We start from the raw sequence: 13,306 nt of genomic DNA on the forward strand, positions 1-13,306 counted from the left end.
CACCGTCCAGGGGGCGGAACGGTGGACCACCGTCAGGGATGGTTCAGTTCGGAGCGGGTCAGTTACGGGCCCACTTCTGGTTGGAGCTCCCGGTGCAGTTCCACAGTCCGACGGGTGAGCCGTTGGCGGTGGCGGCTCCGGTGACGTCGAGGCAGAGTCCCGACTGGGTTCCGGTGATGGAACCGTTGGCGTTCAGCGTCCACTGCTGGGCGGTGCTTCCGTTGCAGGTGTTGATGTCCACCTTGCTGCCCGCGCTGGTCCCCGCGGCGTCCAGGCACTTACCGCCGACGGCGGTCAGCGCCTTGCCTGCGGTGGCGGCCCACTTCTGGTTGGCCGCACCGTTGCAGTCCCAGATCACCGTCTGCGTACCGTTGGTGGTGCTGGAGCCCGGGTCGTCCAGGCAGCGTCCGGACGCGGAGGACACCAGACCCAGACCGGTGCCACCACCGCCACCCCCGGGAATCCAGCCACGGGTGACGTGCACGCCGTTGCCGACGTTCACGGCCTGGTAGTTGGCCGATCCCACACAGTCGCTGTACTCGTATTCCGCGCGGGCGGTGCCGCTGAGGCCGCTGCCGTCGGTCGAGGTCGGCGCGCCGTAGACCACGTCGGCCCTGGGCATCGTGGCGCAGCTGGGCACCCCCGCGTAGTACTCGAGGAACCCACCCTGCGAACCGCGGAGCTTTCCACTGCCCGTGGGCAGGATGTACGTCCCGATGTGGGTGGCGGTGCCGGTGACGCCGTCCGTCACCGTGCCGCTCCAGGTGTCGGTGCCGGTCTGGGCGACCTTGATGTTGTACTGGTGGCCGTAGACGGCGTTGAAGACCACCCCGCAGCTGACTCCGTCGCCGCCGTCCGCCCCGGAGTGGCAGTTCGGGTCGTTGGTGGACGAGCCCGTGATGAAGTTGGAGAAGACCGCGCGCAGCTGCTCGGTGCCACCGTTGTTGGGCTGCGGCTGGAGGCCGGTGTAGCCGACGTCGCGCTGGTTGGTGAAGTTGTACTGCTCGGCCATGTAGATGCCGTAGTGGTGGTCGGTGGGCGCGTTGACCGTCATGGGGAAGGTGAGGTTGGTCATCCCCGCGGACGGGACGTCGGGGATCGACCAACTCGTCGACACGTTCCCGCCGCCGACGGAGGCGGACGCGGACAGCGGTGCCGCCACCGCCATCCCCACCCCCGCGGCGACCACGGCACATCGGCGTGCGATTCGAGCTGCGGACATTGGTTCTCCTTGAATTGTGGGGGGATGACGCGCGCCGACGACGCGGCGAACCGCATCGTGAGCCGCGTCTGCACACGCGCCGATCAGGGGACACGGCCATGGCCTGAAGGAGGAACCGCACCGCGTTCCACCGCAGTTCAGGAACGCGGTGCGGTGGAACAGGAGGTCGTGTGGAAGGGCCGAGTGGAAGGGCCATGTGGAAGGGCCGAGATGCGAATCGGGCCCCGCGGGGTTAACTGCCGACCTCTCGGTGGCGCCGGCCGGCCGATCGCTCACCGATACGGCTGTAGCCACGGTGATCACTCGGACGACCTGGTCTGGCGCCCCACATTCAAGTGGCCGCCGTCACACCCGTCAAGCCTCTCTCTGCAAGTGAACGTTTACTCAAGTGCAGTTATGAGCAACTTATGTCACTCGACGTGCGAAGACTCGCTCACAGTGCCCGCCATGCCCGAGTCGCGAGCAGCAACCGAGTGCGGCACACCGGACCGCTCCGGGCCGTCGGCGTTCTCGGACCCACGAGTAACAGGCCCCTGCCGGGATCGATGGCGTCGACAAAGACACCCGTGTTTATTTCTGATGATTTCTGTGTCCGAAGTTTCGTAGACGGGGCTCTTTGTTGCGTATACGCTCCCGCAGCAGCCGTAACCAATCAGATTTGATCAGCAGCGATCTGGGTTCCTGTGCGGTCAACCCTCTCGCTTCCCGCCCCGGATCGCGGGGCCAACCTAGGAGGTTGGGTTCCATGTTCCAGTCCTGGAATGTCCGGCAAGCCCACGGCATGGTCGCGGTGGGCGTGGCATTGGCCCTGGTGCTCCTCGGCCTGACGGGACTGTGGCGCCCGCCGGCAGCCCACGCGGCGGGCACGTCCACCGCGATCACGGTCAACGGCACGAAGCAGGGCCTGGCGTTCGACGGGATAGGCGCGATCAGTGGCGGTGGCGGGAACTCACGCCTGCTCATCGACTACCCGGAACCGCAGCGAACCCAGGTCCTGGACTACTTGTTCAAGCCCGGCTACGGTGCCGCGCTGCAGATCCTCAAGGTCGAGATCGGGGGCGACACCAACTCGACCGACGGAGCCGAGCCCAGCATCGAGCACTCCGCGGGCGTCGTGGACTGCAACCAGGGCTACGAGTGGTGGCTGATGGCGCAGGCCAAGGCCCGCAATCCCAACATCAAGATCGCCGGGCTGGCCTGGGGCGCTCCGGGGTGGATCGGCGGGAACTTCTGGTCCCAGAACACGATCAACTACCTGATGTCCTGGATCGGCTGCGCCAAGGGTCACGGCCTGGCGGTCGACTACCTCGGCGGATGGAACGAGCGGAACTACGACACCGGCTGGTACAAGAACCTCAAGTCGGCCCTCAACTCGACGAGCCCCGCTACCAAAGTCGTCGGTGCGGACAGCGATTGGGGTGTCGCGGACACCATGGCCTCGGACCCGGCGTTCAAGAACGCGGTCGATGTCGTCGGCGCCCACTACCCCTGCGGCTACCTGGGCGCCTACACGTCCTGCCCTAGCACGTCCACCGCGCGGAACCTGGGCAAGCCGCTGTGGGCGAGCGAGAACGGCTCGCAGGACTACAACAGCGGCGCGAACGCGGTCGCGCGGGCGATCAACCGCGACTACATCGACGGCAAGATGACCGCGTACTTCAACTGGCCGGTCGTCGCGGCGCTGTACCCGAACCTCTACTTCTCCACTGACGGGCTGGCCCTCGCGAATCAGCCCTGGTCGGGTGCGTACAACATCGGCAGGACGACTTGGGTCACGGCCCAGACCACACAGTTCGCCCAGCCCGGATGGCACTACATCGACTCGGCAAGCGGCTACCTGGGCGGAAACCGTACCAACGGCAGCTACGTGTCGCTGAAGTCGCCCAACAACACCGACTACAGCAGCATCATCGAGACCATGGACGCCACGTCGTCCCAGACCGCCACCTTCACGATCGCCGGCGGCCTGTCCACCGGAACGGTCCACGTATGGGCCACCAACCTGAACTCGGGCAACTCCGCCGACTACTTCGTCCGGCAGCCGGATGTGACCCCGTCGGGCGGCAGCTACTCCCTGACCCTCCAGCCGGGCTACGTCTACAGCGTCACCACAACCTCAGGGCAGGGCAAGGGGACCGCCACCTCGCCGGGCTCCACCTCCCTGCAACTGCCCTACTCCGAGACCTTCGACACCGCGGCAGCCAGCACCTCGCCGAAGTACTTCACCGACATGAACGGCGCCTTCGCCCGAGTGGCCTGCGGCGGCGGACGCAACGGTCAGTGCGTGCGGCAGATGGCACCCACCACACCGATCCGCTGGACGGACGAGCCCTACAACGCCCCCTACACGTTCATGGGCGACCAGAACTGGAGCAACTACACGGTCAGCACGGACACCTTGTTCGAACAGGCCGGCAGCGTAGAAGTGATCGGGCGTCTGAACCAGCAGAACAAGAACAACAACGGCCTCAACGCGTACCACTTGCGCGTCGGCAGCAACGGCGCCTGGTCCATCCTCAAGAGCGACCAGAGCTGGAACTTCACCACCCTGGCCAGCGGAAATGCCGGCGCACTGGGCACCGGTCAATGGCACACCATCGCCCTGACGTTCCAGGGAAGCACCATCTCGGCCAGGATCGACGGCTCCACCGTCGGCAGCGCGAACGACAGCTCCTACGCCTCCGGGTACGCCGGCCTGGGCGTCGTCGGCTACCAGACGGACCAGTTCGACAACTTCTCGGTCACCACTGGTGGCGGCGGTGCTGAGTCGGTGGGTGTGTCGAACCCGGGTGGGCAGAGCAGCACGGTGAACACCGCGGTGTCCTTGCAGATCAACGGCTCCGACTCGCAGGGCAAGGCGCTGACGTACTCCGCCACGGGCCTGCCGGCCGGACTGTCCATCAACTCCTCGGGGCGGATCACCGGCACACCCACCGCGACCGGTACGTCGAACGTCACGGTCACCGCGACCTCCGGTACCGCCAGCGGCTCGACGTCGTTCAGCTGGACCGTGAACCCGGTCGGCAGTGGCAACCTCAACGGCACCCACACCCTGACCGCGTCCGGCAAGGCACTGGACAACCCCGGCGGCTCCACCACCACCGGAACCCAACTCATCACCTGGACACCCAACGGCGGAACCAACCAGAACTGGACCTTCACCCAGCAACCCGACGGCTCCTACACCATCACCAACAACGCCTCCCACCTGTGCGCCGACGACTCCGGTAACGGCACCACCCCCGGCACCCCCGTCATCCAATGGACCTGCAACAGCGGGGCCGTCAACCAGCACTGGACCGCAACCAAACTCCCCACCGGCACCTACACCCTCACCAACAACCGCAGCGGACTCCTCCTCACCACCGCCAACACCACCGACGGCGCCCTCACCACCCAACAAACCAACACCAACACCCCCCTCCAACAATGGACCATCAACTGACGAACGACTGATCCGCACCACCCGCACGACCTGACCTGCGGCAGCGAGGACCACTCGCTGCGGCAGGCTTCAGGCGTTCTCAACAGACGATCACGTACGACCGCCCCCACTCCTGTCCGCCAAGGGGCTGGGCCGACGTCGCCAAGGTCCGCAATGACAGGAACAGTTGTCGCCGACAGCACCGCTCGCATGGCGATCGGTGGGGTTGTCTCCCACGCCGAGACCCTTCACGTTGGTGTGATCACTCACCGCGGTCGCCACCTTGCCCACGCCGAATTCCCGACCACGGCTGCCGGTTACGCGGCCGTGCTCGCCTTTCTGACTGCTCACGGGCACGGTCGCGGGCCCGCACGGCGGTGCTGAACCCGAGCAGGCACATCGTCATCGGCGCACCCGCAGAAACCCCACCGGCAGGCGCGGACCGGTCCGCGCCTGCCGGTGGGGTTGCGTTGTACGTCTCAGCCCGGGATGAGCTGCCACTGCTGGTTGGCGCCCCCGTTGGGGGTCCACTGGATGATCTTGGCACCGGCGGCTGTCGAGCCGCCGCTGACGTCCCAGACCAGCGAGCTGTTCGTGCAGGTGACCGTGGTGGGCCGGCCGGTGCCGGGAGTACAGCTGAACCGCTGGTTGGCGCCGGTGTGCGGGGTGTACTGGATGAGCTGAGCGCCCTGGTCGGTGGAGGCTTCGGCGACGTCGATGGCCTTGCCGCTGCGCCGGTTGACGATCTGGAAGACCGTGACCGGGGGAGTGGTCGAACCGGGCTGAAGCGTGACCGAGCCGCCGGACGGAATGGTCACGGCCTGGCTCCACGACCCCGCCACGACAGTGGTGGCCGCGCCGACTCTGCCGTGCACGGTCGGGGACGAGCGAGACCGCGGTGGGCCGGACCGGACCGGCCGCGCGTGCGGTGAACTCCGGCAGCGAGGAGAGTGCGAGCAGAGCTCCGATGCCGGACGCGGTTCGCAGTACGGCGCGTCGCGTCATTTCCGGGGTGTCGTCACTGAAGGCCGGGGGTACGGGACGGTGCGCTCGGACATGAGGTGTCCTTCCTTCCGGTGGGGCGGGCAGGAGGTGACGTGGGTGGCGGCCCCTGGGTCAGGTCAGGGGCCGCCGGTTGCGGGGCCGCAGGCCGTCGCCGTACAGGTCAGGCGAAGGCCGGCAGCGTCAGGGGGTCCCCTGGACGCGGGCAGGGCCGGTGGTTCTCGTGGGGCTTGTGACGTGGGTCGTTCGTCAGTTGATGGTCCATTGTTGGAGGGGGGTGTTGGTGTTGGTTTGTTGGGTGGTGAGGGCGCCGTCGGTGGTGTTGGCGGTGGTGAGGAGGAGTCCGCTGCGGTTGTTGGTGAGGGTGTAGGTGCCGGTGGGGAGTTTGGTTGCGGTCCAGTGCTGGTTGACGGCCCCGCTGTTGCAGGTCCATTGGATGACGGGGGTGCCGGGGGTGGTGCCGTTACCGGAGTCGTCGGCGCACAGGTGGGAGGCGTTGTTGGTGATGGTGTAGGAGCCGTCGGGTTGCTGGGTGAAGGTCCAGTTCTGGTTGGTTCCGCCGTTGGGTGTCCAGGTGATGAGTTGGGTTCCGGTGGTGGTGGAGCCGCCGGGGTTGTCCAGTGCCTTGCCGGACGCGGTCAGGGTGTGGGTGCCGTTGAGGTTGCCACTGCCGACCGGGTTCACGGTCCAGCTGAACGACGTCGAGCCGCTGGCGGTACCGGAGGTCGCGGTGACCGTGACGTTCGACGTACCGGTCGCGGTCGGCATGCCAGTGATCCGCCCCGAGGAGTTGATGGACAGTCCGGCCGGCAGACCCGTGGCGGAGTACGTCAGCGCCTTGCCCTGCGAGTCGGAGCCGTTGATCTGCAAGGACACCGCAGTGTTCACCGTGCTGCTCTGCCCACCCGGGTTCGACACACCCACCGACTCAGCACCCGAAGAACCCGCCTGCGTCAGGGTCAGGGTCTGCTCCGCCGCGGTTCGCGATCCTCCGACGGAGTTGCCCGTGCCGTTGGTCCAGGCGCGGGTCGGCGTGGTCTCAGCGAGCCGGCCGGAGTCCGAGGACAGTCCCAGGACGAGTCCGCTGTAGCGGTTCACCAGCCGGTAGGCGCCGGTCGCACCGCCGGAGGTGTTCTTGCCGGGGATGATGAACCACTGCTGCCCGACGGTGGGGCCGGATCCGAGGTTCGTCACCGTGGGCTTGGTCGCCCAGGCACGGTTGGCCGTCGAGTTGGAGTCGACGCCCAGCGCCTGGCCGGTGGACGCGTTGGTGATCCTGAAGGAGCCGTCGCCGTTGCTGGTAAAGCTCCACGCTTCCAGGCCGGAGCCGGTCGCGGAGGCCACGGAGGTGGTCGCCGAACTGCCGGAGCTCTGGGCGAGCACCCGGCCGGACCCGTTGCCGATCGTGTAGGTCTTCGACGGATCGACCGGTGAGGGCGCCGGGGAGTTCGAGTTGATCGTGAGGTTCAGGTAGTTGCCGTCGCCGCCGCCCGGGCACGAGATGGAGCAATACGAGCGGAAGTTCTTGCCGACGATGGTGGAACTGGTCTTGTTCACGCCGTCCAGGAACCACCGGTACCACGAGGCGCCGGTGTAGCCGCCGGAGTTGCCGATCAGCGTCCACTTCTGGGTGGCGAGGTTGTCGGTGGCGTAGTACTGCTGCGGGGCGTTGCCACTCTGGTCGACCGCCTGCGGTTCACCGATGTACAGGCCCAGATAGGCGTTGTAGGTGATGTCCATGACGAACAGCGGTGAGGTCGGCGGCATCGTGCCGGCCGCGACCTGCTGGTCCACCGTGCCGGTGTTGGCCGGGTTGTACTCCTGCGCGGCCGGGGTGTATCCGCTGCTGTTGGTGGAGGTCGGCACCATGTTGCTTTCCTGGCCACCCAGTCCGGGCTGCGACCAGGAGCCGTTGTACCACTTCTGCCAGGAGCCGGCCGCCATCTTGGAGGAGATGGGAGAGCGGGCCACATGCGAATAGAACGCCTTCCAGCTACCGCCCTTGTCCACGATGCGCGAGCCGTACGTGGCGTAGAAGTAGCCGGACGCGGTGTCGACGAAGAGCCGTTGGTCGCCGTCGCCGTAGTCGTACGTCTGGTTCGGGAACGCCGTGGTGTCGCCCCGCGTGGTGCTGTAGGGCGTGGTGATGGCGTGGCCCAGGATGTTCCAGACCTTGCCCTGGTTCGTCGAGCGCGCGTAGTCGATCGCGTCGTAGTGCAGGCCGTCGCCGAACGGCTGCGGGGTGAACTCGTTGTGCACCAGGCCGTACCAGTCACCGGTGTCCGGGTCGACCCACACCCCGGTCAGATCGCAGTAGTTCTTCTGGGAGTAACCGGAGCCCGCGGGCGCGGCGGTCGCCGTCACGCCGGTCGGGCTGTTGTTGCAGCGCCAGGTCGTGTCGTTGTTCCGGTCGTTCGAGTTCGCCGGGTTCACCGCGTTGCTGATCGCACTCGACCGCGTGGCGTCATCGAAGTTCGTACCGGTGAAGAAATCCCAGGTCCGCGGGGCGCTCGCACCGTAGTCCGCGACGGACTGCTGGAAGTAGAACGTGCCGTCCTTGTCGATGTAGGGGATCGCGGAGGTGTCGGTCGGATACGCGTAGGAGCCCGTCGATCCGACCGAGACCGAGTAGGTGGCGCCGGGCGGGAGGGCCGACGCGGTGGACCCCATGGTGCCCACTGCTATGAGGGCGGCGGTTGCGGTGACGCCCATGAGCGCTCTTCGGAGGCGTGACATGGGTGGTCCCTTCTCTGGGAGTGTGCGGTTCCGGCGGCGCCGGAAGCGAAAGATCCGTAACCCTCGGCCCGCGCCGGCGTCGGACAGGGCGACGCCGGAATGATCGGCTGTGTCGCGTGACCGGCCTGCTGTGGTGCCATTCCTCAACCACTGCACGGGAGTTCTGCCGCCGCCCGCGTCTCGCCTGCGTGCCGTCGCCGACAGCCGGGGATGCCGCCATCTCCGATGTCGCGTCGATCACGGTCGGCCTGGGCGGAGCAACGTCGTCCACTCGGATGGCTGTGCTCGGCTGGAATAATCCACCGCCCATGCTTGCGTGTCAACAGTTTCAAGCAGAAATGAACAGAGCACGAGCAGATGGCGTGCACAGCGCGTCATGGCGCGTCATAACTGCGCTTTTGTCTGGAATCTTCCCGGTTATCAGGACGGCCTCACCGGCTCACATTTGTCGAAAAGGCAGACATTACCGGCGAGTTCCCGGTAAAGGACGGAGTGAAGAGGGCCCGATCTCACCTCGTCAGGCATCGCCTCCGCCGGCCAATCCCCCAGTCGATGCTCGATATTGTGCGAACTGGTAACTGGTCAAACATCACTGGAACCACTGCGAGCAAGACGGCCAGGCGCAGCTCGCGGGCAGCGCCTCACGGCTCGGACAGGCCTCATTCGTCGAACCAGTCCCCTTCCCCAGGAGGCCTCGCCTCTTGATCCTTCGCTGAGGGCGGTAGTGAGGTCCGGCCGGCCGTGGAAGCGGACGGCAGTGGCCTGGAGGGCAGGGTCCGGACCAGGCAGCCGACGGATTCGAAGCCGGTCGCGACGGCGCGGGCCCATCTCCACAGGAGGGCTTCTTGCTGGGTTGAGTTAGTTCGACTAAAGTGCGAACTAATTCGCACGCAAGCCTGCGTACCCACGCACGCTCACGTCAAGGGGTGAGTACCGACATTCGGTGAAATGTCGTCCCCGTCAGCATCCGCCCGCACTCCCGAAACGCCACCGCCTGAGGGTCGATGCCTCTCCAGATGGTCGACGCCGAGTTCTGCGATGCCCTCGGGTCGGCAGGCCCGGTGCGGCCGGCGGAGCGATCGCCGTCCGCCGCGTTCCGAAACGAGGAAGGCTCCCCATGCCACGCGATAGACCCGCTGCCGACGAAGTGAGTGTCGAGGCGAACCATGTGGCGTCCGTACGCCGGTCCAATCTGGGTGCCATCCTGCGACTGCTCCGCGACCACGGGGCCAGGTCGCGGAGTCAGATCGGCAGGGAGACGGGACTGCCGAAGGCCACTGTCTCGGCTCTGGTCCTGGAGCTCCTGGACCGCAGGCTGGTGCGCGAGGCCGGATTCACCGCGAGCCGCGGCATCGGTCGCCCGAGCCAGCAGGTCGAGCTCGACGGACGCGGCGTGTGCGGCCTGGGAGTCGAGATCAGCAGCACCTATGTCCGGGCGGTGGCACTCGATCTCCCGGGAAAGACCGTCTTTCGTGCGGAAAAGCCCCTCGATGTCGGCCGGATGCCGGTCGAGCAGGTCATGGACACGACTGCCGAACTCATCCAGAGCTGTCTGAACGACACCGCGGATCGACAGATCGACCTGCTCAGGGTCGTCGTGGCGACGCCAGGCGTCGTCGATGTCGAGAAAGGCATCGTGCGGTTCGCCGCCAACCTCGGCTGGCACGACGTCCCCGTCACCTCAATGCTGCGTCAGCGCCTGGGCCGGCCCACCCCCGCGATCGAAGTGGAGAACGACGCCCGCGCGGCCTCGGTCGCCGAGCTGGCTCAGTACGCCCGTGACGGGGTCACGGACCTCCTGTTGCTCACCGGCGAGCGCGGGGTCGGCGGCGGAATCATCGCGAACGGACGACTCCTCAGGGGATCCGCGGGATTCGCCGGGGAGATCGGCCACACGCCCCTCGGACCTCCCGATGTCGCCTGCGTCTGTGGCCGGCACGGCTGCTGGGAGACCCAGGTCGGAATGCAGGCCCTGCTGGATCAGGCGGCAGACGCCGACGATCCCGTCCGTGACGCGCTGCGCCCCATCGAGGAACGTCTCGATGAGCTGTACGCACGGGCCCAGGCCGGCGACGCCCGGGTCCTGGACGCCCTCCATCAGGTGTCCGCCAGCCTCTGCAAGGGTCTGGAAGTCCTCAGCGATGTCCTCAATCCGCGAGTCATCGTGCTGGGCGGCTACTTCGCCCGCTTCGCGGAATACCTGATCCCCGCGCTGCAGCGCCGCTTCGACGAGCGTGCCCTCATTCATCCAGTGGTGCCGCAGACAGCAGTCGTCCCGTCGAAACTCGGTTTCGGAGCGGCGTCACTCGGGGCCGCCGGACTGGCCCTTCAGCCGGTTTTCCGTGATCCCACGCGGGGGACGGTGTCGCCCGGCATTCGGCAGTCCTGATCGACTCCCGTCGCAAAGCGTCATGGATCGCCATGCCCGGTGGGTGGCCCCGGCCATGTTCCTCCCTTTCCTTGTCCACAAGCCCGAGTAATCCTGAGCAGCGATCGTGCCGCCGTCAAGACCTGTTTCGCCAGTAGGAGTTGGACTTCCCCTTCCCGTTCTTGACGTCCCCGAAGGACCATCCGGCAGGGTTGACAGGGCACTGAAGGTACATCATCATCCTTCCAGGCCTGAATGATTGAATATGCGTAAAACATCACGCAATTGATCACCAATCTGCACAGTGCTGCGCGCCAGTGAGCCCCGTGGCGAATCGGTTTCCCTTGTGCCGTCGGCGTAGCCGTCTGGGCCCGGCAGCCGCACGGTCTCCGTATCGCCCTTGCGTGATCCGGGGTACCCCGCGCCTCCCCCCACCCCTGGAGAAGAGCCGTGCCCTCTGTCAACCGCAGGAAGTTCCTCCAACTCGCCGGCGGAACGGCCGCCGCGTCCGCGCTGTCCGCAGGGATCGCCCGCGCCGCGGCCATCCCGGCCGCGGCCGGGACCGGCACGCTGCAGGACGTGCAGCACGTCGTGGTGCTCATGCAGGAGAACCGCTCATTCGACCACTACTTCGGCACGCTGCGGGGCGTGCGGGGCTTCGGTGATCCGCGCCCGGTCACGCTGCCGAGCGGCAAAGCGGTCTGGTATCAGGCGGACGGCTCCGGAAGGGAGACGCTGCCCTTCCACCCCACCGCCAGCCGTCTGGGCATGCAGTTCCTCCAGGACCTCGACCACAGCTGGGCCGGCACCCACAGCGCCTGGAACAACGGAAAGTGGAACAACTGGGTCCCGGCCAAGAGCACCACCACGATGGCCTACCTCAACCGGCAGGACATCCCGTACCACTACGCCCTGGCGGACGCGTTCACCATCTGCGACGCCTACCACTGCTCGATGCTCAGCGCCACCGACCCCAACCGCTACTACCTGTACACCGGTTACGCGGGCAACGACGGCAAGGGCGGCGGCCCGGTGCTCGGGAACGAGGAGCGCGACTACGGCTGGACGACCTTCCCGGAAATCCTGCAGAGCGCCGGTGTCTCCTGGAAGGTCTACCAGGACGCCGGCACCGGCCTGAACGCCGCGGGCTCCTGGGGCTGGACCAGCGACGCCTACATCGGCAACTACGGCGACAACTCACTGCTGTACTTCAACCAGTACCGCAACGCCCAGCCCGGCAGCCCGCTGTACGACAGGGCCAGAACCGGCACCAGCGCCGCCAACGGCGAGGGCTACTTCGACCGGCTCAAGGCCGACGTTCTCAACGGCACCCTCCCCCAGGTCTCCTGGATCGCCGCCCCCGAGGCCTTCTGCGAACACCCCAACTGGCCTGCCAATTACGGTGCCTGGTACGTCTCGCAGGTCCTGAACGCGCTGACCGCCGACCCGGACGTGTGGAGCAAGACCGTCCTCCTGCTCACCTACGACGAGAACGACGGCTTCTTCGACCACGTCGTGGCTCCCTTTCCGCCCGCCTCCGCGGCCCAGGGCCTGTCCACCGCCGCCGTCACCGGCGAGAACTTCGCCGGCAACAGCAGCTACTCCGCAGGCCAGTTCGGTCTCGGCCCGCGCGTTCCGCTGCTGGCCATCTCGCCGTGGAGCACGGGCGGCTGGGTGTGCTCACAGACGTTCGACCACACCTCCATCGTCCAGTTCATCGAGAAGCGCTTCGGCGTACACAACCCCAACATCTCGCCCTGGCGACGCGCCGTCTGCGGAGACCTCAGCACCGCCTTCGACTTCACCCGCTCCTCCACACCGATCCCCACGCTGCCCGGCACCGGCGCCTATCTCCCGCCCGACCACAACCGCCACGGCGACTACGTGCCCACGCCCCCCGCCAGCCCGGCCCTGCCGAAACAGGAGGCCGGCCTGCGCGGCGCCCGCCCGCTGCCGTACAACCTCGCCGTCGACACCAAGGCGGTGAACGGGCGCATGCAGTTCACCTTCGCCAACCTCGGAACCGTGGGTGCCGCGTTCCACGTCACCTCCGCCGTCCGCTCCGACGGCCCCTGGACCTACACCGTCGATGCCGGCAAAACGCTGACCGACAGCTGGGCGCTCCCCGGCGCCACTTCCCGGTACGACTTCTCCACGTACGGGCCCAACGGCTTCCTGCGCCGCCTCGCCGGCACCGTCGGCCAGATCGGCCCCGAAGTGACCGCCCGCCACGACCCGAGCACCGGACACGTCACGCTCACCTTCAGCAACCCCGGCACCCAGGCGGTCACCTTCACCGCCACCGACGCCTACGCCCCCACTCAGCACTACACCTACACCCTCAACCCCGGTGCCTCGCGGACCGTGCCCGACTGGGGCGTCGCCCCGGCCAACCACTGGTACGACATCACCGTCACCACCAGCACCGACACGGCCTACCGCCGCCGCTTCGCCGGCCACGTCGAAACCGGTGCGCCCAGCACCAGCGACCCCGCCACCGCCACCGATTAGGGCGATGCTGACGTTGCCGTACAGATCGGCGAAGTGCCGGGAC

6 protein-coding genes are annotated in these 13,306 nt (G+C 67.1%); 3 read left to right on the forward strand and 3 right to left on the reverse strand.

Going from position 1 to position 13,306, the window contains the following annotated elements; all coding sequences use genetic code 11:
• Positions 1-58 precede the first annotated feature (58 nt).
• Positions 59-1,222 carry a ricin-type beta-trefoil lectin domain protein gene (locus tag LNW72_RS01725; protein ID WP_250973664.1) on the reverse strand — a complete coding sequence of 388 codons (1,164 nt, stop codon included), beginning with the start codon at positions 1,220-1,222 and terminating at the stop codon, positions 59-61.
• Between the two features lie 745 nt (positions 1,223-1,967).
• On the opposite strand from LNW72_RS01725, the gene LNW72_RS01730 reads away from it, so the two are divergent.
• Positions 1,968-4,667, forward strand: coding sequence for an RICIN domain-containing protein (locus tag LNW72_RS01730; protein WP_250973665.1), 2,700 nt, complete (start codon positions 1,968-1,970; stop codon positions 4,665-4,667).
• Between the two features lie 458 nt (positions 4,668-5,125).
• Here LNW72_RS01730 and LNW72_RS01735 read toward each other — a convergent pair whose 3' ends face one another.
• Together LNW72_RS01735 and LNW72_RS01740 are read right to left on the reverse strand one after the other, a co-directional pair.
• Positions 5,126-5,464 carry an RICIN domain-containing protein gene (locus tag LNW72_RS01735; RefSeq protein WP_250973666.1) on the reverse strand — a complete coding sequence of 113 codons (339 nt, stop codon included), beginning with the start codon at positions 5,462-5,464 and terminating at the stop codon, positions 5,126-5,128.
• A 433-nt stretch (positions 5,465-5,897) separates the two neighbouring features.
• On the reverse strand, positions 5,898-8,384 hold the full coding sequence (locus LNW72_RS01740; RefSeq protein WP_374117109.1) for an RICIN domain-containing protein: 2,487 nt from the start codon (positions 8,382-8,384) through the stop codon (positions 5,898-5,900).
• Between the two features lie 1,117 nt (positions 8,385-9,501).
• Here LNW72_RS01740 and LNW72_RS01745 point away from each other — a divergent pair.
• Positions 9,502-10,773, forward strand: a complete 1,272-nt coding sequence (locus LNW72_RS01745) for an ROK family transcriptional regulator (RefSeq protein ID WP_250973668.1) — start codon at positions 9,502-9,504, stop codon at positions 10,771-10,773.
• Positions 10,774-11,202: 429 nt separating this feature from the next.
• Positions 11,203-13,263 (forward strand): phosphocholine-specific phospholipase C, encoded by a 2,061-nt coding sequence (locus LNW72_RS01750; protein WP_250973669.1) that lies wholly within the window; start codon positions 11,203-11,205, stop codon positions 13,261-13,263.
• Positions 13,264-13,306: the final 43 nt, after the last annotated feature.

The organism is Streptomyces sp. RKAG293 (assembly GCF_023701745.1).
GTDB lineage: Bacteria > Actinomycetota > Actinomycetes > Streptomycetales > Streptomycetaceae > Actinacidiphila.

Excerpts from the sequence above, each read along its gene's own strand:
- LNW72_RS01725 (WP_250973664.1), bottom strand. The coding sequence starts at position 1,222 with ATGTCCGCAGCTCGAATCGCACGCCGATGTGCCGTGGTCGCCGCGGGG.
- LNW72_RS01730 (WP_250973665.1), top strand. The coding sequence starts at position 1,968 with ATGTTCCAGTCCTGGAATGTCCGGCAAGCCCACGGCATGGTCGCGGTG.
- LNW72_RS01740 (WP_374117109.1), bottom strand. The coding sequence starts at position 8,384 with ATGTCACGCCTCCGAAGAGCGCTCATGGGCGTCACCGCAACCGCCGCC.
- LNW72_RS01745 (WP_250973668.1), top strand. The coding sequence starts at position 9,502 with ATGCCACGCGATAGACCCGCTGCCGACGAAGTGAGTGTCGAGGCGAAC.